Source organism: Arthrobacter sp. KKT183 (genome assembly GCF_055657625.1).
In genome coordinates, this window is the sequence record NZ_CM145770.1 from 562837 (window position 1) to 580518 (window position 17682).

20 protein-coding genes are annotated in these 17682 nt (G+C 64.5%); 16 read left to right on the top strand and 4 right to left on the bottom strand.

The window, feature by feature from the left end; genetic code table 11:
* Window positions 1-10: 10 nt before the first annotated feature.
* Window positions 11-724, top strand: a complete 714-nt coding sequence (locus ACZ2GY_RS02780; protein WP_471672919.1) for an SDR family oxidoreductase — start codon at window positions 11-13, stop codon at window positions 722-724.
* Here the strand turns inward: ACZ2GY_RS02780 and ACZ2GY_RS02785 are convergent.
* Together ACZ2GY_RS02785 and ACZ2GY_RS02790 are read right to left on the bottom strand one after the other, a co-directional pair.
* Entirely contained in the window at window positions 690-1883 is a 1194-nt protein-coding gene (locus tag ACZ2GY_RS02785) for a glycosyltransferase family 9 protein (protein WP_471672920.1), read from the bottom strand. The two genes, ACZ2GY_RS02780 and ACZ2GY_RS02785, sit on opposite strands and share 35 nt — an antisense overlap.
* 27 nt (window positions 1884-1910) lie before the next feature.
* Window positions 1911-2108: a YegP family protein gene (locus ACZ2GY_RS02790; RefSeq protein WP_277359877.1), complete on the bottom strand. Its 198-nt coding sequence runs from the start codon at window positions 2106-2108 to the stop codon at window positions 1911-1913.
* Window positions 2109-2274: 166 nt separating this feature from the next.
* Here ACZ2GY_RS02790 and ACZ2GY_RS02795 point away from each other — a divergent pair, with 166 nt between their 5' ends.
* From ACZ2GY_RS02795 to ACZ2GY_RS02840, 10 genes are all read left to right on the top strand, one after another.
* Window positions 2275-2484, top strand: a complete 210-nt coding sequence (locus ACZ2GY_RS02795) for a hypothetical protein (RefSeq protein ID WP_277359876.1) — start codon at window positions 2275-2277, stop codon at window positions 2482-2484.
* A 6-nt stretch (window positions 2485-2490) separates the two neighbouring features.
* Complete coding sequence (locus ACZ2GY_RS02800) at window positions 2491-2835, top strand: DUF8129 domain-containing protein (protein ID WP_471672921.1); 345 nt, start codon at window positions 2491-2493, stop codon at window positions 2833-2835.
* Between the two features lie 17 nt (window positions 2836-2852).
* Window positions 2853-3095 (top strand): hypothetical protein, encoded by a 243-nt coding sequence (locus ACZ2GY_RS02805; RefSeq protein ID WP_471672922.1) that lies wholly within the window; start codon window positions 2853-2855, stop codon window positions 3093-3095.
* A 39-nt stretch (window positions 3096-3134) separates the two neighbouring features.
* Window positions 3135-4055, top strand: a complete 921-nt coding sequence (locus tag ACZ2GY_RS02810) for an NAD(P)/FAD-dependent oxidoreductase (RefSeq protein WP_471672923.1) — start codon at window positions 3135-3137, stop codon at window positions 4053-4055.
* An 88-nt stretch (window positions 4056-4143) separates the two neighbouring features.
* Window positions 4144-5085, top strand: coding sequence for a Rieske (2Fe-2S) protein (locus tag ACZ2GY_RS02815; protein WP_471672924.1), 942 nt, complete (start codon window positions 4144-4146; stop codon window positions 5083-5085).
* A gap of 100 nt (window positions 5086-5185) precedes the next feature.
* Window positions 5186-6601, top strand: a complete 1416-nt coding sequence (locus tag ACZ2GY_RS02820) for an aldehyde dehydrogenase family protein (protein ID WP_471672925.1) — start codon at window positions 5186-5188, stop codon at window positions 6599-6601.
* Window positions 6598-8091, top strand: a complete 1494-nt coding sequence (gene rfaE2 / locus ACZ2GY_RS02825) for a D-glycero-beta-D-manno-heptose 1-phosphate adenylyltransferase (protein ID WP_471672926.1) — start codon at window positions 6598-6600, stop codon at window positions 8089-8091. Before ACZ2GY_RS02820 ends, rfaE2 begins: the two co-directional genes overlap by 4 nt.
* The gene (locus tag ACZ2GY_RS02830) at window positions 8088-8954 is read left to right on the top strand and encodes a glycosyltransferase family A protein (RefSeq protein ID WP_346028672.1); all 867 of its coding nucleotides are present in this window, start codon (window positions 8088-8090) and stop codon (window positions 8952-8954) included. The genes rfaE2 and ACZ2GY_RS02830 overlap by 4 nt, the downstream gene beginning before the upstream one ends.
* A 45-nt stretch (window positions 8955-8999) precedes the next feature.
* Window positions 9000-10052 (top strand): S66 family peptidase, encoded by a 1053-nt coding sequence (locus ACZ2GY_RS02835; protein WP_471672927.1) that lies wholly within the window; start codon window positions 9000-9002, stop codon window positions 10050-10052.
* Window positions 10053-10083: 31 nt separating this feature from the next.
* Window positions 10084-10632 (top strand): GNAT family N-acetyltransferase, encoded by a 549-nt coding sequence (locus tag ACZ2GY_RS02840; protein WP_471672928.1) that lies wholly within the window; start codon window positions 10084-10086, stop codon window positions 10630-10632.
* Window positions 10633-10677: 45 nt separating this feature from the next.
* On the opposite strand, the gene ACZ2GY_RS02845 is transcribed toward ACZ2GY_RS02840, so the two are convergent.
* Window positions 10678-12231, bottom strand: a complete 1554-nt coding sequence (locus tag ACZ2GY_RS02845; RefSeq protein ID WP_471672929.1) for an LTA synthase family protein — start codon at window positions 12229-12231, stop codon at window positions 10678-10680.
* Window positions 12232-12547: 316 nt separating this feature from the next.
* Between ACZ2GY_RS02845 and ACZ2GY_RS02850 the strand changes: the two genes are divergently transcribed.
* Window positions 12548-13618, top strand: a complete 1071-nt coding sequence (locus ACZ2GY_RS02850) for a DUF808 domain-containing protein (protein WP_471672930.1) — start codon at window positions 12548-12550, stop codon at window positions 13616-13618.
* Here ACZ2GY_RS02850 and ACZ2GY_RS02855 read toward each other — a convergent pair.
* Complete coding sequence (locus tag ACZ2GY_RS02855; RefSeq protein WP_471673531.1) at window positions 13579-14700, bottom strand: VIT1/CCC1 transporter family protein; 1122 nt, start codon at window positions 14698-14700, stop codon at window positions 13579-13581. The genes ACZ2GY_RS02850 and ACZ2GY_RS02855 overlap by 40 nt on opposite strands.
* Before the next feature lie 215 nt (window positions 14701-14915).
* On the opposite strand from ACZ2GY_RS02855, the gene ACZ2GY_RS02860 reads away from it, so the two are divergent.
* The 4 genes from ACZ2GY_RS02860 to ACZ2GY_RS02875 all read left to right on the top strand — a co-directional run bounded on the left by ACZ2GY_RS02860 (window position 14916) and on the right by ACZ2GY_RS02875 (window position 17552).
* The gene (locus ACZ2GY_RS02860) at window positions 14916-15302 is read left to right on the top strand and encodes a YidH family protein (RefSeq protein WP_277357085.1); all 387 of its coding nucleotides are present in this window, start codon (window positions 14916-14918) and stop codon (window positions 15300-15302) included.
* A 1-nt stretch (window position 15303) separates the two neighbouring features.
* Window positions 15304-15630: a DUF202 domain-containing protein gene (locus ACZ2GY_RS02865; RefSeq protein ID WP_471672931.1), complete on the top strand. Its 327-nt coding sequence runs from the start codon at window positions 15304-15306 to the stop codon at window positions 15628-15630.
* 70 nt (window positions 15631-15700) lie between these two features.
* Window positions 15701-16843 carry an AI-2E family transporter gene (locus ACZ2GY_RS02870; protein ID WP_471672932.1) on the top strand — a complete coding sequence of 381 codons (1143 nt, stop codon included), beginning with the start codon at window positions 15701-15703 and terminating at the stop codon, window positions 16841-16843.
* Window positions 16844-16973: 130 nt separating this feature from the next.
* Entirely contained in the window at window positions 16974-17552 is a 579-nt protein-coding gene (locus tag ACZ2GY_RS02875; protein WP_056550151.1) for a helix-turn-helix domain-containing protein, read from the top strand.
* The last annotated feature ends 130 nt before the right edge of the window (window positions 17553-17682 follow it).

Below are 17682 nucleotides of genomic sequence, written 5' to 3' on the forward strand. Positions count from 1 at the left end.
AGAGGACCACATGTCTGTTCCTGAAAGCAACAGCACCTTCAATCCGGGCCGCGTCCTGGTCACCGGTGGAGCATCCGGGCTGGGAGCGGCGATCGTAACCCGCGTGCTCGACGCCGGCGGCACGCCCGTCGTGCTGGACCGGGACATCAGCACTGTCTCGGGCGTGAAAGCGCTGGAGGTCGACGTCGCGGACCGTGAGGCGGTGACCGGCGCCGTGCAGCAGGCGGCCGATACGCTCGGCGGATTGGACGCCGTCGTCACGGCCGCGGGCATAGATCGCTGCGGCCGGCTTGAGGACGTGGCGGCGGGAGAATGGGAGAAGGTGCTGGCGGTCAATCTCACCGGGACCGTGTCCACCGTCCGCGCCGCGTTGCCCTACCTGAAGACGAGCCACGGACGCGTGGTCACCATCGCCTCGACCCTGGGCATCCGGGCTGTCGCTGATGCGACCGCCTACTGCGCCTCGAAGTTCGCAGTGGTCGGTTTCAGCCATGCACTGGCGGCGGAAATGGCAGGCGAGGTGGGAGTCACCACCATGATTCCGGGCGGCATGGAGACCAAGTTCTTCGATGACCGGGACGAGAAGTACAAGCCGCAGGACAACTCACGGCTCAACAACCCGGCGCGCGTGGCGGACGCGATCCTGTTCGCACTGTCACAGCCGCGGGGCTGCGAGGTCCGGCAGATGCTTATCTGCCACGAAGAAGAGGGGTCGTGGCCGTAAGGTCCCGGACGTCGTCGTAAATGGCGTCGGGCTGGATCTGCTGGACAAACGAGTCATCATGCTCGCACCGTTCAGCGGTCCAGCCCACCTGCGTAACGTCCACGCCGCACACCGGGCAGTTGGTGGCCCAGGCGAGGTGCACGCGGTGCAGCACGCGCCCCATGGCGCCGGCGTTGATGGCGTTGCCCACCCAGAAGATCCCGACTGTAGGCGTCCCGACCGCCTGGGCCAGGTGCCGTGGTCCGCTGTCATTACCGATAACAACGGTGGCTACTGACAGCACGCCGGTGAGCTCGCTGAGGGACAGTTGTCCGGCCAGGGACCGGATACCCGGGACTTCAGTTCCGGGTTGAACTCCTGCATGGTGACCATCTCTGTGGTGACCCCCTGCCAACCGGACAATCTCCGCTGCCAAGGGGGCGTCGCCGTCGTCGCCCACAATCACCACGTCACTGCCGTCGCGTGCAGCCCACGCCGCAACCCTGGCAAACGACGACGCCGGCCACCGCCTCCGTGGATCGGTGGCACCCGGATGGATCACCAGGAGCGGGCGCGTTCCGGCGCCCGTAATCCGTTGCCCGGCAGCCGTTTCTTCCTCAGTGACCGTCAGTTGCGGTTCAAGGCACACCGGTGCGGCTCCCGCCAGGCCCACCACTTCAAGGGACCGCAGGAACTCGTTCTGGTAGTAGACATAGGGCGCGCTGCGCTCCAGTTCGACGGCGTCCGGTGTGCGGGTACCGACGGTATGCCGTGCGCCCAGTTTGAGGAGGAACGGGTTGGAGTTGCGGCCGCCCCCGTGAATCTGCACGGCAAGATCGAAGCTGCGGGCGCGCACCGTTGCGAAGAAGTCGGCGGTCGCCTTCCCGTCCTCAAGCCCGGGGCGGACTCCGGAAGCGTACGGAAGGACTTCCACCTCAGCGACCGGACCGGGCCTGTTCCGAAGGAGCTCTGCGTGCAGCGGAACTCCGAGCAGGGTGATCGACGCTTCCGGATACGCCGCGGAAAGGGCGCTGAGAGCGGGATAGGCAAACATCAGGTCACCCAGGCCCCCGCCCCGAAGGACGGCGATGCGCTCGACGTTGGGAAACGGGTCCAGAAGCGGGCCGACGCCCGAGCCCATTGCTGCGGATTGCCGGTTCGCCGCCAGGCTGTTGGTCATTGTCACCTCCGGGATTGGGTAGGACGGCTACTCGGTTTCGTCACCGTCGGTCAGGTCAGCGATCAGCGCCGTGGATGCGCAGTCGCGGATCCCGTTGATCCCGGACACAGCTGTGGGCTTGTCGCTGTACGGCTCGCTCGTCATCAGGGTTGCGCCGTCGTCTCCGGTCAGTCGGAACCGGTAACGCTTCGCATCATCGAAGTAGAGCTCGAACTTGCCTGCCATCTCAAACTCCCTTGCTACGCGGTGTCTGGCGTTTATTCATCGTAGATTATCAGCCTGCTTATCAAGGGGAAGGCTGACAAGCATCGACAAGAGGAAAGTAGTAAGCATACTGTTGATTGATGGAGGGTGGTCCACCCCCGAATCCTCGAGCGGAAGGAGACTGGTCATGGCAAAGCAGAAGCTATGGGCGATCGCAGCTGCGGCGGGTATCAGCGCCGTGCTGCTGACCGGATGTGACGATCCGGGCGGAGGAGACTCGCCGGAAGAAGTTGAGGAAACCGAGTTCGACGACAACAACGGTATTGACGATGACCTTGAGGACGACTCGCGCGGTAGTGAAGAGCCCTCGGACGTAGCCACTGAACCTTCGGAGTGATAACCCATGACGCAGAGCAACTCTCCTCGGCATGAAGACCTTCCCCTGCCGGACTATGACCATCTCCCGCTGGGAACCCTGCCCACGCGCATCAATGGACTCGATGAGGAGGCTGTCTCCCAGCTCCTGGAGTATGAACGGGCACACGGAGACAGGCTTCCCATTGTGCAGGTCCTTGAGCACAGGCTGGACGCACTGCGCAATGGCGCGGTACCAAGCGGACCGGAAAATCCTGACACTCCGGAGAAGACCAGCAGCAGCAGTGGTTCGCCCGTGAGCCCGGAAACATCAGGCCCGCCGGTGAATCCGCCGTCGCAGGGAGTGCCCACCAACCCGGCCCAGCCGCGCTGATTCAAGGAGTTGATTCCATGACCGCTGATGCCAGCCCCGAACCGCTCAGCTCTAAACCGCTCAGCTCTGATCCTGTCGAGACACAGGAAGAGACCGTCGAAGCGGTGGCAGAGGACGTCCGCTCCGAAATCCGGCTCGGTCATGTGGAGGATGACGTGACCCATGTGCTCGAGGAAAGGCTGGACGAGGCCGGAGTGCACCTGCGCCCCGAGAAAGTCGATGATCTCGCCGAAGACATCGAGAATGACGTCTCCACCTAAGGCGCCCGGAGCGGGGCCGGCCACGGGACGGCGCGTCGCGTGAACACAGACAACAAGTACGACGTCGTCATTATCGGAGGCGGCGCGGCTGGCCTGAGTGCCGCCCTCCTTTTGGGGCGTGCGCGGCGGCGGGTCGCCGTCGTCGACTCCGGGAAACCCCGCAACCTGCGGGCAGAGCATATTCACGGCTATCTCACGCGCGATGGGGTTCCGCCCGCCAGGTTCCTTGAGCTGGCGCGCGAGGAGGTCCGAAGCTACGGTGTCGAGCTCATCGACGCCACGGCGGAGGAGGTCTACGCCGATCGCAGGGTGTGCCTGGATGACGGCCGGATGCTGTCCGCCCGGCAGGTCATCCTCGCCTTCGGTCTGCGCGATGTGCTGCCGGATATTGAGGGCGCCGATTCCCAGTGGGGCCGGAGTCTGTTCCAGTGCCCGTACTGCCATGGCTGGGAGCATCGGGACAGGAAGCTCGCCGTCCTGGGAACGGGCGGGTCCTCAGTTCAGCAGGCGCTGCTGGTCCGGCAGTTTTCCGGTGATGTCACGCTCTTTACCCATGAGATGGCAGGCCCTGACGGTGAAACGGCGGCTGATCTGGCGTCCTGCGGCGTGAAGATAGTCCAGGGTCGCGTGCGGGCGCTGATCGGCGGACCCGAATCCCTCACCGGCGTCCGGCTTGAGAGCGGGGAACTCCACGCGTGCGACGCCCTGTTCTATGAACCGGGCGCAATCGTTGACACTTCCATTGTGAAGGTTCCGGATTGCCGGACTTCCGAGAACGGCTGTGTCACCACCGACGAACTGGGCCGCACCGGCGTTGAGGGAATCTGGGCAACCGGGAATGCTGCTGATCCGGCGGCCCAGGTCATCGTTGCCGCCGGCGACTCCTACCGGCTTGCAGTGGCGGTGAACGCAGCGCTGATTGAGGATGACGTAGCTCAGGCCCGGAGCTCACTTCCATAAAATAAGCGTACTTATTGCTTCCCCTTCCAGGGGGGCTGGGCTAGCGTCGGACTATCTGCTGGTTCACCGTCTGGAAGGAGTGGTCGCCATGGACATGGCCACCATCAACGCTTCGCTGGATAAGATCATCGGGCGGGTGGAACGGGCTGAAGCCTTTGACCGTCCGGCCAACGCGCTTGCAAACCTGGTGGGCAAGTGGCTGAAGCCCGGACCCGTCAAAAATCTCCTCAGCGGTACCGGGACCGGGCATCCGGCCCACCCCATTCTGATCCTGCTCCCCTTGGGATCGTGGGCGTCAGCCTTCTTCCTTGACGTGGCCGGTGGACCTGACGGAGGGAGTGCGACGGCGGCGCGCAGGCTGATTATCCTCGGAAACCTCACGGCGTTGCCGACGGCCCTGACCGGGCTGAGCGACTGGGCTGATACACAGGGAGCCGAGCGCAGGGTGGGCTTTGTCCACGCAGCCCTCAACGTCGCCGCTCTCGGGGTCTTCACCGCCAGCGCCGCTGCGCGCGCCACTCAGGCACGTGGTGCGGGCGTCCTGACGGCGGCGCTCGGCATGGGTCTCGTGTCAGCATCCGGCTGGCTCGGCGGGCACCTGGCCTACGCGCGTGGCGTGGGCACCGACACCACTGCGTTCGAGGTTGCGCCGTCGGACTGGACCGACGTTGCCGCCCTCGAGGATGTCAGCGACAAGCCGGTATGTGTAGACGCCGGTGGAGTTGCCGTGCTGCTTGTCCGCCATGACGGCGAGGTGCGGGCGATCTCCGACCGCTGCACGCATCGCGGAGGACCACTCCATGAGGGAACGATCGTGGATGGTTGTGTGGAATGCCCGTGGCACGGCAGCCGCTTCCGGTTGGCGGACGGGCAAATCGACCGGGGCCCTGCAACCAGGCCGCAGCGGGCTTTCGAGGTGCGCGCGGTAGACGGCCGGGTCCAGGTACGGGCGGTTGCCGATCCCGGCAGCCTCCGGACCGAACCGGTGACCGGTAGCGCGGGATTGAATGGTGGCGGAAGCAGCTCCTGACCGCCCACTCTGACGCAGAAGCGTTGTCGAGGCTGTGTAAACCGCCGCCGAATGGGTACTTCTCTGGCACGAAGCAACAGCTGCGAGACGAAGGAGCGCAATGACGAGCGAGCCCCAGACCATGACCCGCGGCAGCGTCGGCGAGGAGTCCGCCCTGACCATCCGGAACCCGCGGGACGGCAGCACCGTAGGAACACTCGAAAGTGTCGGGCGAGAGCAGGTTGCGCTCGCCGTCCAGCTCGCCAGGACCGTGCATCCGGAGTGGGCCGCGACGGCACCCGCGGAGCGGGCAGCCATGGTTCGAGCCGCAGCCGGCGCACTGCGCGCGGGTGCGGGCACGTTGGCAGAGCTGAACAGCAGCGAGACCGGACGGCCGCGCGAGGAGGCCCTTGCCGGCATTGAGGCCGGAGCTTCCACCCTTGAGCAGTATGCCGAGCTGGGGCCGCTGCATCGCGGCCACAGCCTCCGCGGGTCCGCACTCGCCTCTGACTACACGGTCACGGAGCCGCGTGGCGTGGCGGTGCTGCTTACTCCCTGGAATGACCCGGTTGCTGTTGCTGCGGGACTGCTCGGTGCAGCCCTGGTCACCGGCAACACTGTCCTGCACAAGCCCAGCGAACGTTGTCCGCACGTGGGCCAGCTGCTCGGCGAGCTCCTGTCGCCCTGTTTTCCTGCTGGTGTGCTGACCACCCTTACCGGAGGTCCCGAGGTCGGATCAATGCTCACCTCGGAGGACGGCGTTGACGTCTTCGCTCACGTTGGCTCCAGCGCTACGGGCGCCCGGATTGCTCGTGCTGCAGTGCTCACCGGCGCCCACGTGCTCCGTGAAAACGGCGGCAATGACCCGCTGCTGATTGACGACGACGTGGATCCGGCCTGGGCAGCGGAGCAAGCCGCTATCGGCGCCTTCAGCAATACCGGACAGATTTGCACGGCCGTCGAGCGCATCTATGTTGTGGACGCGATTGCAGACGAGTTCCGTGCCGCGCTGATCACCGAAGCACGACGGCGCAACGAGTCCGGTACGTTCGCGCCGCTCGTTGACCGCCGCCTGCGCCATGCTGTTCACGCTCAGGTCCAGGCAGCAGTGGCTGAAGGAGCCAATCCGGCGGAGGGCGGGGTGATCCCGGACGGTCCCGGCGCCTACTACCCGGCGACTGTCCTGCTGAACTGCAGTGACCGGATGGACATCATGACGGAGGAGACCTTTGGCCCGGTGGCTCCTGTGGTGCGCGTGGGCAGCTTCGACGAGGGGCTCAAACTCGCCGCTGCGGGGAAGTACGGTCTGGCAGCGAATGTCCTGACCGCGAGCATCACCCACGCGCAGAAGGCAGTTGCTGCGTTACCAGCCGGAACGGTCAAGGTCAACGCAGTCTTCGGTGGCGCTCCGGGCGGTTCTGCACAGCCGCGCGGTGAGAGCGGTCAGGGCTTCGGCTATGGGCCGGAATTGCTCGACGAGTTCTGCAGGGTGAAGGTAGTGCACATCGAAGCGCCGGGAAAGTCCGCCGGATCATGACTACGCTGCCGGAGACCCGTGGCCTCACCGAGCGGGTGCCCATCGAGCTTGCCCGTGTGGCACCGGTCGTGACCGTGGTTGGCGATGTTATCCTGGACGGCTGGTGGACCGGGACCATTGAACGGTTTTGTCGGGAGGCTCCCGCACCCGTCGTCGACGTGCAGCGCAGGGATCACGCTCCAGGCGGCGCAGCGAACACAGCCATGAACCTTGCTGCTCTCGGCGCCAGCGTGCGTCTGGTTGGCCTGGTCGGAACCGACGACGCCGGAGCCCGCCTGCGCGCGCTGCTGGATGACGCCGGGGTGGACACCTCCGGACTGATCGCCGCGCCCGGCGTTCGCACAACCACCAAGAACCGCATCATCGGCGGCGACCAGGTGATGCTGCGCCTTGACGATCAGGACGGCGAGCCGCCCGAGGATACCGTGGCCGCGCTGGCAGCGGCGGTTCCTGCCGCACTGCACGGGAGTGCCGCCGTCGTCGTCTGTGATTATGGCACCGGAGCGCTGGGCGCGGCCGTGCGGCAAGCGCTGCGGGAGCACATTGGCGGGGCGCTCGCCGTGGTGGATGCGCATGACCCGCGGCCCTGGTCAGACTTGTCGCCGGCCATCGTTACGCCGAACGCCCAGGAGGCGGCGCGGCTGTTGGGCACCGCTTTCCCGCCCACCGCTGAGGAAGAACGGGTTGCGCTGGTGACCGAACGCCGTGAGGAGCTCTTCGCAGCGACGGGTGCGGGCGCCGTCGTCGTGACGCTGGATCGGGACGGAACGGTGCTGCTCTCTGCGGAGGGTCAGGCGCATCGGACGTGGGCTAGGCCCGCCTCGGAGAAACAGGCGTCCGGGGCCGGAGATACGTTCGTTGCCTGCCTGACGGCCGGGCGTGCCGCGGGAATGCCGATGAGCGCTGCGCTCGATCTGGCGCAGGCTGCGGCGGACGTTGTGGTGGGCCGGGCTGGAACATCGGTGTGTTCCACTGCTGATCTTGCGCAGTACCTGGGTGGTCTGTCCTCGACAACCCTGCCGCTGGATGAACTGCTGCAGCGGGTGGAGTCAGAGCGGGAGCAAGGCCGGCGGATTGTACTGACGAATGGATGCTTCGACGTTCTCCACCGCGGCCATACCCGCTACCTGACGCAGGCCAAGCAGTTGGGCGACGTGCTGGTTGTGGCCCTCAACGGTGATGACTCCGTGCGTCGCCTGAAGGGACCGGACCGGCCTATCAATTCGCTCGCCGACCGGGCGGGGGTCATTGCGGCGCTCAGCTGTGTCGACTATGTAACGGCCTTTGACACCGACACCCCGGTGCCGCTCATTGAGGCGCTACGGCCGGATATCTACGCGAAGGGCGGGGACTATTCGTCCCAGATGCTGGAAGAGGCGCCTGTCGTGGAGCGCTGCGGGGGAGTGGTCCGGATTCTCGATTACGTTCCCGAGCGTTCGACGACGGCGATGGTCGAGAAGATCCGCACCACTCCCACTGCTGCACCATGAGCCGCCGCTGGTCAGGGGAGTGGGGGCGGCCGGCTCCTTCCCAAGAGCCCGCGCTGGACGTGCTGATCCCCTCCTACGGCCGCGCGGCAGAGTTGGCTGTCACGCTCTCGGGCCTGGCGGCACAGGACGGCCCCGTTTTCTCGGTCATTTTGAGTGACCAGACCGACGGGGAACCGGTGTGGGAGGAACCCGCGGTGGCCGCAATGGTGCGGGTTCTTCGCGCGCAGGGACGGCCGGTCACTCTCGAGCGGAATCTGCCTCGACGCGGAGTGGCGCAGCAGCGGCATATCCTGCTGGAGCGTTCGCGTGCGGCCCAGGTGCTGTTTCTGGATAACGACGTCTGGCTCGAACCCGGAATGATTGCCCGCATGCACGCCGCCCTGAATGAAGCCGGCTGCGGGTTCGTGGGCGCTGCGGTGCAGGGGCTGTCCTTCCTCGACGACTATCGGGAGCATGAGCTTGAACCGCTTGAGCTGTGGGAACGCGCTGTTCGCCCTGAGCGGGTTCGGCGGGATGACCCGTCCTTCGGCCGGTGGGCGCTGCACAACGCCGCCAACCTCACCCACGCTGCGGCGGAGCTTAGCCTCGCGCGGGAGGACTGGCGGCTGTACAAGGTGGCCTGGGTCGGAGGATGCGTCCTCTTCAACCGGGAAGCACTGGTGGAGTGCGGAGGGTTTGCATTCTGGGATCAGCTGCCGGCTGACCATGCAGGCGAGGATGTTGCCGCTCAGTGGCGCGTGATGGAACGGTACGGCGGCGCCGGAATCCTGCCGTCAGGAGCAGTGCATCTGGAGTCGCCCACTACCGTCCCGCACCGCGAAACGGATGCGGCCGACGTCGTGCTCGGTGTTGATGGGGTTTAGGTCAGGCATACGCCAGACCGATCGCTGCTGTGTTTGAATTGCGGGATGCTTGCCACGGGGGAAATTGTGTCGGCGCCGAAGCTCATCGAGGGTGACCGTGTTGCGGTCTTGTCGCCCTCGTTTGCGGCACCAGGCTTCGCGCCGGCCATTCATGAGCAGGCAATGAGCCGCCTGGCCGCTGCGACTGGGCTCATTCCCGTGGAGTTCCCCACGACTCGCCTGCTCGGGGCGACAGCTGAAGCTCGTGCCGCAGACATCAATGCGGCATTCGCTGATACCAGCATTCGTGCCATTCTGTCGACGATCGGTGGTGACGACCAGATCACCGTCATCCCACTGCTGGATCCAGCCGTTGTTCGTGCCGATCCGAAGATCTTCCTTGGGTACAGCGACAATACGAACCTACTCAATTGGTTGTGGCAGCAGGGCGTGTCGGGTTTCTACGGCGGGTCGACTCAGGTACACCTCGGGCCGGGACCTCATATTGACGGCATCCACCTTGCCTCTCTGACGGCTGCCCTGATGACGGGCGAAGAGCTGGAGATCGTCGAGCCCGGTGAATCTGAGGACTTCGGACTCGATTGGCAAGACCCTGCTGCCCTTGTCGAGTTCGGAGAGCGGGAGCCCACCGAAGCGTGGACATGGGCTGGACCCGAACGCATGGTGTCGGGGAGGACTTGGGGTGGTTGCCTGGAGGTCATCGACCAGCTCGCTTTGGCAGATCGCCTACCGCAAGCCGCGGATCTTCGCGGGTCAATACTGTTGCTGGAGACCAGCGAGCTGATCCCTCCCGCTGACTGGGTGAAACGATGGGTTCGGGGACTGGGGGAACGCGGCATCCTCGAAGCAGTTGAAGGGGTTCTGCTTGCACGGCCTCCCACCAGCGACTTCGGAGCCCGCCCTGAGCGGCGGGAACGCGCGGGGTTACGGGCGGCTCAGTACGACGCCGTCATCGAGCAGGTGGCTTCATACAACCCGCGCGCGGTAGTCTGCGCCGGCGTGCCCTTCGGGCATACGCGGCCACAATGGATCCTGCCTTATGGCGGACCGATCACGATGGACGGGAACGCCCGCACCATAAACGCCCTTTATAGGTAGGCCTGATCGAGTCCTTAGGAATGTTTTGAAAGTGCCGACGCCACAGTCTCCCGGCCCATCGCGGCTGGATGCTCCTGGGCAATTAGTGCTGCGGGCTCCGCTCCCGACGGACGAGGCACAGGTGCTCGCCGCCCAGTCAGAGCTTGCGGATGACGGCTTCGATTTCGCACTCAGCGATCTCGACGGGACGTGGAAGCAGTACCTTGACAAGGTTGAGCGGGACCGTTCCGGCGTAGGCCTCTCCGCAGGTCGCGTTCCCGCGACAATGCTCTTTGCGACTGTCGGTCATCAGATTGTGGGGCGGGTCCACGTTCGGCACGAATTGACGCCGGCGCTGCTGGAAGTGGGCGGCCATATCGGCTACTGCGTGCGGCCGGCACACCGCCGCCGTGGCTACGCCACCGAGATGCTGCGCCAAGGGCTGGAGGTGGTCAGCGGCCTCGGGATTGAGCATGCGCTAGTTACTTGCGGCGACGACAACCCAGGGTCGATTGCAACGATCGAGCGGTGTGGTGGCGTTCTGGACAACGTGGGCGCGGGCGCCGGCCGCAAGCGTCGCTATTGGATCGGTCTCGCTTGAGCAGGAACGTTCGCTGAACAACAGGTGTGACTCTTCGGTTCGGCGCTACTCGATGGCTGGCTCGCCGGCCCAGGCCTCTGCGTAGAATTGCGCAGAGGCCGCGTCGAGCAGCTCAGCATAGGCATCAGGATTCATCGCCTGCGCTGAGTCAGCGGGCACCGATGGAGCGAAAGCTGACACGCCGAGGCCTGCCTCCTGATCCTGGAGCGTAAGGCCGGCCACCTCCACAATTGTTGGGTACAGACTCAGTTGGTCCATTTCGGAGCGCACGATGGTGCTGCTGTCCGCTCCCGGGATCCAGATCCGGTTGAAGATGGTGCGGTTGTCGTTCCCGCCTAACTGGTCCTCAAAGGGGTCGCCGGTAGTCAACTGCTTGAGGTGGTCGCCCATGATCACCACGGCGGTGTCGTCAAGGTAGCCCTTCTCCTTCATGTGGTCGACGAATCCGGCCACCTGGGTCATGGAGCAGGCGAACACCGAGGTGGTCGCGTTCTCCGTGTCCACGTCGCAATAGTCATAGATGTGCAGCGGGGCGTGTGTGTCCAGCGTCAGCATTGTGAGGTTGAACGGCTGCCCGGTGTTCTCCGCCTCGGCGTGCAGCACGTCGATCTCATCCTTGGCGTAGGCCATCAGGCGTTCATCGCTCAGGCCCCAGTCGCTGCGGAAGTTGTTCTCTGGTTCGCCGGCTGCGCGCCAGTCGGAAAGATCTTTGATCTCGGAGTAACCGTGACTGCTCAGGAAGACGTCCTTCGCGGCGAATGAAGCATTGGCGCCGCCCAGGAAGACGTTCTTGTATCCCTGCTCGTCCAGAAGATCGCCCAGGCAGGTAGCCCCACCCAGATAGGTGTCGACTTCACCGCCGAGACTGTTCAGCGCGCCGCTTCCCATGGCGGAACTTGTGCCCTTCAACGGGATGCCGCACTGCGTCGAAACGAGGCCGGCCATTGTCCAGCCACCACCCTTGTACTCGCGCAAACTCTCGACGCTTTGCCAGCCGTCTGAAGCCTTGGTGACCTCTTTGAGCGAAGCGAATGCGTCCTTCTCGAAGAGTTGGTCATCCGCGATGGTGCCTTCACCGGACTCAAGATAGATCAACACCAGGTTTCGCTTGAGCGCATCGCCGGTGACCGTCGGCTCCACATAGTAGTTGCCGATGTCATACGACGAATTCGCCGCCTTGATGTAATCCCACAGGCTGACCGTGCTGGCGAAGGACGTGGTGCCCGCGACAACCAGTCCGGCCACCAGAACGCCGGAGACAGTGTTCATGATCCACTGCGATCGCGGCGGAATGACCGCCGTTTTGTTCCGCCGCCTACGATGCCGGGCGTAGCGCCACAGTGCGATCCCGGCGGTGATGAGCAGCGGAACTACACCGATACCCAGGACGGCGATCCAGATGATGGGGCCGCCACCGCCGTCGGTTTCCACGGAGACGAGGTTCAGCAGCATCTGACCAACGGAGATTTCGCCCCAGTGGGAACGAATGATGGCAGCAGCGATGAGCAGTGCGAGGCCCGCCCAGATCAGCGCGTAGATGCACGTGCGGCCAAGAAAAGCGCCAGCCCGCCGGGTTACTGAAAGAATTGAGCCGAGCACGGCAACCCCTCGCGTTTCGCAGCTCGGATGTCCGCTGAACACCCTCGATCGTGGTCCGGTTCACGGGTGCCCAGTCGTATATCCATTGTTCATAAGGATTTCATGCGCGAGCCACGAAGGAAAACGGCATCGGACACCCGCCCGTTCCGGTGCTGCGTCACCATGACAAACAAGTCACCATGACAAACAATCAGCACGGGTCCGTCCCCGGGGCGGTGACCGGGGCATCAGAATATACTCGGAGCATGTCTTCACAGCGCCTCGACCGAGGCCTCCACGGTCAGCCGTCCGCGTTCGAGAATCACAGGGGCACTCTGTGAGCGGCGGTCTGGTAGCCCTGCTGGATGACGTCGCAGCCATTGCCCGCATAGCGGCCGCCTCGGTGGATGACGTTGCAGCCGGAGCCGCAAGAGCCGGCGTAAAGGCGGCCGGCGTTGTGATTGACGATGCTGCAGTCACCCCGCAGTACGTTTCCGGGGCTGATCCGTCCCGCGAACTGCCAATGATCAAGCGCATTTTTTGGGGCTCGCTACGCAACAAGCTGTTGATCATTTTGCCGGCGTTGCTCCTCGTCAGTGCCTTCGTCCCGGGCATCATCCCCTACATCCTGATGCTGGGCGGCACCTACCTCTGCTTTGAGGGCGCCGAGAAGGTTTGGCACAAGCTCCGCGGCCAACACGATGCGAAGAAGTCGCCAGCGGTGGAGCGAGGCCCCGAGGCAGAAGCCAAGGTCATCAAGGGTGCGATCACCACCGACTTCATCCTGTCCTGCGAAATCATGGTCATCTCGATGAACGAGGTGGCCGCCGAGTCCATCTGGTCCCGTGCGCTCATCCTGGTTGTCGTGGCTATCGCGATCACCGTGCTCGTTTACGGAGCCGTTGGTCTGATCGTCAAGATGGACGACATCGGGCTGCACCTGACAACCAAAGACTCTGCAGGCTCCAAGCGGTTCGGTGAGCTGCTCGTCAAGGGAATGCCCGCGGTGCTGGCCGCGATTACCTTCATCGGCACTATCGCCATGCTCTGGGTAGGTGGCCACATCATGGTGCAGGGCGTCTATGACCTTGGATGGCACCCGCCGTACGACCTCATCCACTCCCTGGAAGAACCGTTTGCGGGTATTGCAGTGGTGGGTGGACTGCTGGCCTGGCTCGTGAACACGTTGTTGTCGGCAATCGTCGGACTTGCCTGGGGCCTCGCCGTCATGGCCATCGTGCACCCGCTGCTGAAGGCATTGCCGTTCGGCAAGGGCAAAGGCGGGCACGAGGAGGGCGACGTACGCGCAGCAGTCTCGGGCTATCGGCCGAAGAAACACAACGCCGATTCCGCTCAGGCAACTTCCGCTCAGGCAACAGAGACGCCGAACACCAACCCCAGAACGTAGGTCGCTGCGGCCGCTCCCAGCCCGATGGCGAGCTGACGCAGTGCCCGCCTGAGCGGAGAGGCGCCGGAAAGCAAACCGACGACGGCGCCTGTCGCCAATAGCGCCAGCCCCACCAGGGCGCAGGCAACAATCACAGCCGTGATTCCGGTGAGCCCGAAAATGTACGGAAGAACGGGGATCACTGCCCCGGAGGCAAAGAAGCAGAAACTCGCGGCCGCCGCTCCCATCGCTGTCCCCACGCTCTCGTGGTCGTCCTGCCGTTCCTGACGCTCGGGCTGGAGCGAGAAACTCGGATCGCAGTCACAGCTGAACTGCCCCAGGCGTTCGGCTGCACGATGTTCTGCTGCCTCAGGGGACATGCCGCGTGCGCGGTAGACCAGCACGAGTTCGTTGGCGTCGATATCGAGCTCTTTGGCTGCCGTCAGGGTGACCTGCGTGGGACGTGACGCTGTCAGAAGCTCCCGCTGCGACCGCACCGACACGTATTCGCCGGCGCCCATGGACAGCGCGCCGGCGAGCAGGCCCGCGAGACCGCTGAACAGCACGAACGCGCTCGAGACTCCTGTTGCGCCGATACCCATGACAAGAGCCAGGTTGCTCACCAGGCCGTCATTCGCACCGAAGACCGCGGCACGGAAGTTGCCGGAAAGCCGATTGCGTCCACGCGTTGCGAGGCCCCGCACAACCTCCTCGTGGATCTGCTCGTCCGCAGCCATTGCGCTGGTCGCGGAAGGGTCCGCAGCGTAGGGGGAGCGGCCCTCGGCACGCTGGGCCAAGGCCAGCACAAACACGGAGCCGAAGCGCCGGGCAAGGAAGCCGAGAATCCGGTTCCGCAGCGACGGACGCAACGGTTTGCCGGCGTCGTTCCCCAGCAGGGTGAGCCAGTGCTGTTCGTGTCGTCCCTCAGCCTGGGCGAGAGCGAGGAGGATTTCCTTCTCCTCGCCGCCGCGCTTGCGGGCAAGGTAGCGGTAGGTTGCAGCCTCTGCCCGTTCGTCGGCGAGATACTGCCGCCAACGTTTGATCTCGGCGGGTGTTCGGGTTACCTCGGGGCTCACAGCCGGCTCCTGATTTTCTCCGGCCAGGGCTGTTGAGGAGCTCCGGCCATTAACGAATGCATGGCCGAAGGTCTCGTTCGCCGCTGATGCGGTGGACTGCCGGGCATCATCGCTGATCACCAGTATGTCGACAGGCCGCGGAGCGCATTGCACTCCGGAACTACTCCCCTTCGCAAACATCCATGGTACCCGCAACGGGTCCTGAAGCCGGCACTGGTTAGGATGAGGCGGTGGATACCGCAATGAACGACGACGACGGCGCTCGGCGCGGTCTCGCCCGCCGCCTCCTGCGCGGAGGTGCCGAGCCGGACCCGAGGTTTACGCTTGCGAACGAACGTACGTTCCTTGCGTGGATCCGCACCTCACTGGCGCTGATGGCCGGCGGGATCGCCGTGGAGGCGTTCACCACCGCGATCTTCGAGCCGCAGCTGCGGACCGCCCTGGCCGTCCTGCTGCTCCTGCTTGCGATGATCATCTCTTCGCTGGCGTGTTTTCGCTGGCTCAATGTTGAGCGTGCGATGCGGCACGGCACGCCTTTGCCGCTTCCTTTCCTGGCGCCGCTGCTGGCCTTGGGAGGGTCGGTAGTTGCCGCCGTCGTCGTTGTTTTCGTGCTGATGCGGAGCAGTTGAAGTGATTTCACTGGTCCGGGACTCCGGCCTTCAGCCGGAGCGGACATCACTGGCCTGGGGTAGGACAATGACGGCGCTGGTCGGCTCCAGTCTCCTGTTCCTGCGGTGGGTGCCAACCTACGGCTGGTTCGCCGGAACGCTTGTGGCTGCGGCACTGGCGGCGGCGCTCGGCATTTATGTGAGCCAGCGCCGCAGGTATGCGCGGAGCGTCGCAGGGATTTCGCGGGGCCGGGTGGACGCGGATGTTGTGGCGGTGATGTCTACCTCGCTGGCAGTGCTCGCGATGGGCGCGCTCGGAATCTACACCGTGCTGTTCCTGCCGCTGTAACAGGCTGCACGTAGGGTAGTAGCGAACCCGCCTGCTTTCAGCATGCCCTCTCATACCAGGAAGAAGCGCCGTGGAGTACAGACGCGACACCAATGCAGCACGCAACCAGCCGAGCCCGTGGAGGGACGGCCTCGGAAGGGTGAGCCTCCGCAGTGCGCAGCTGCTCCTGCTCCTGACGTTGCTGGTGGTATCGATCTACGGTCTGATCCAGGTGCGGCTCGTGGTCATTCCGCTGCTGCTCGCGCTGATCCTCGCCGCAGCCATCAGCCCTCTGGTCAACATGCTGCGACGCCGCGGCTGGCCGAGCGCGCTGGCAACTGCCACCTCCTTCCTGCTGCTGCTGGTGGTGCTCGGCGGTGTGATCACCGGGATTGTGTTCGCGGTACGCAGCCAGCTCGACGAGCTGATCCAGCAGGCCAACGAGGGTTTCCAGCAGGTCTACGACTTCATCCAGACCGGTCCCATCCCGATTGACCAGGAGCAAATCGAAAGCGCCCGGCAATCGCTGATCGACTTCGCCACGAGCTCGACCGTGGGTAGTACTGCGCTGACCGGGCTCAGCGCAGCCGGCAGCTTTCTCACGGGAGCGCTGCTCATGCTGGTGATCCTGTTCTTCTTCCTGAAGGACGGGGACAAGATCTGGGCCTTCATGCTGCGGCCTTTCCGCGGGGAACGGTTGCACCGCGCGCAGCGCGTTGGGCACAGGAGCCTGGACGTGCTGGGCGGCTACGTTCGGGGAACGGCCATTATCGCCACCGTGGACTCGGTGTTCATCGGCATCGCCCTGCTGATTCTGGGTGTGCCGCTGGCCATCCCGCTGGCCGTGATCGTGTTCATCGGCTCATTCGTTCCACTCGTCGGCGCAACCGTTGCGGGAGTCCTCGCCGCGCTGGTTGCACTGGTGGCCAACGGGCCGTTCGTTGCGCTGATGGTGATTCTCGCCGTCGTCGTTGTGAACCAGCTGGAAGGCAACTTCCTGCAGCCGGTTGTCATGGGGCGCTCGCTGAACATCCACGCACTCGTGATCCTGCTGGCGTTGACCGCGGGGACCATCCTGGCCGGCATCGTCGGTGCGATTCTTGCCGTACCGGTGGCCGCAGTTACGTGGGCGGCGATCAAGGCATGGAACGAGGAGGATGAGCCGGAGCCGGCTGCTGTGCCTGCGAAATCCGATCCGGACGGCGCCGGGGCGGTGCCTGCGCAGGAACCGTAAACACAGAAACTGCCCGCGGGTACAGGGCCGCCGGTTCGAAACGGCAGCCCTGCACCTGCGGGCAGTTTTTGTACTGGGGAGCCGACAGCGTCTGTATGCTCGTAAACCAGCAGCCCCGGAAGGAACCACAGTGAAGGCTCTCCCAGTAGAACCGAGCAACGCGCCGGTCGCCATTGGTTCGCGGATCAGGTCAGCGCGGCAGGCCCAGCGCATGACGATCGAACAGGTGGCAGACTCCACCGGGCTGACCAAAGGCTTCCTCAGCAGGGTGGAGCGGGACCTGACGTCGCCGTCGGTCGCTTCTCTCGTGACGCTGTGCCAGGTTTTGTCCATCTCCATCGGGGACCTCTTCACCGTCCCGGAAACGCATCTCACCCGGCTGAGTGAAGCACCGAAGATCAGTCTCGGTGGTGAAGGCATCAACGAGCGGCTCATGACAGCGCGTTCGGAGCAACGCCTTCAGATGATTCGGGCTGTTGTTGCACCCAATGGCAAAGGCGAGTCGGATTTGTACTCGGTGGACTGCGAAGTGGAGACCCTGCATATTGTGGCCGGTCGGTTCGAACTGATTTTCTCCAACGACCGGTACGCCATGGAAGCGGGTGACACCATTACCTTCCCGGGGCGGGAACCGCACACCTGGGTGAACCCCTCTGACGAGGAAGCGGTGGTGCTGTGGACCCTGGTCCCAGCGGCGTCAAGAAGCTGATTTTTCCTGTCCCAATCGTTACCGGGATACCAAGCGAGCTTATGGAATACTGATCGAACAAAGCCGGTCTATACAGGATCGGCGACTGTTGTGGTCACTCATCGCGGCGGGCCGGCTCGTACCGGTTGTT

Excerpts from the sequence above, each read along its gene's own strand:
- ACZ2GY_RS02800 (WP_471672921.1), top strand. The coding sequence starts at position 2,491 with ATGACGCAGAGCAACTCTCCTCGGCATGAAGACCTTCCCCTGCCGGAC.
- ACZ2GY_RS02795 (WP_277359876.1), top strand. The coding sequence starts at position 2,275 with ATGGCAAAGCAGAAGCTATGGGCGATCGCAGCTGCGGCGGGTATCAGC.
- ACZ2GY_RS02820 (WP_471672925.1), top strand. The coding sequence starts at position 5,186 with ATGACGAGCGAGCCCCAGACCATGACCCGCGGCAGCGTCGGCGAGGAG.
- ACZ2GY_RS02805 (WP_471672922.1), top strand. The coding sequence starts at position 2,853 with ATGACCGCTGATGCCAGCCCCGAACCGCTCAGCTCTAAACCGCTCAGC.
- ACZ2GY_RS02790 (WP_277359877.1), bottom strand. The coding sequence starts at position 2,108 with ATGGCAGGCAAGTTCGAGCTCTACTTCGATGATGCGAAGCGTTACCGG.
- ACZ2GY_RS02835 (WP_471672927.1), top strand. The coding sequence starts at position 9,000 with ATGCTTGCCACGGGGGAAATTGTGTCGGCGCCGAAGCTCATCGAGGGT.
- ACZ2GY_RS02785 (WP_471672920.1), bottom strand. The coding sequence starts at position 1,883 with ATGACCAACAGCCTGGCGGCGAACCGGCAATCCGCAGCAATGGGCTCG.
- rfaE2 (WP_471672926.1), top strand. The coding sequence starts at position 6,598 with ATGACTACGCTGCCGGAGACCCGTGGCCTCACCGAGCGGGTGCCCATC.
- ACZ2GY_RS02815 (WP_471672924.1), top strand. The coding sequence starts at position 4,144 with ATGGACATGGCCACCATCAACGCTTCGCTGGATAAGATCATCGGGCGG.
- ACZ2GY_RS02860 (WP_277357085.1), top strand. The coding sequence starts at position 14,916 with ATGAACGACGACGACGGCGCTCGGCGCGGTCTCGCCCGCCGCCTCCTG.
- ACZ2GY_RS02780 (WP_471672919.1), top strand. The coding sequence starts at position 11 with ATGTCTGTTCCTGAAAGCAACAGCACCTTCAATCCGGGCCGCGTCCTG.
- ACZ2GY_RS02830 (WP_346028672.1), top strand. The coding sequence starts at position 8,088 with ATGAGCCGCCGCTGGTCAGGGGAGTGGGGGCGGCCGGCTCCTTCCCAA.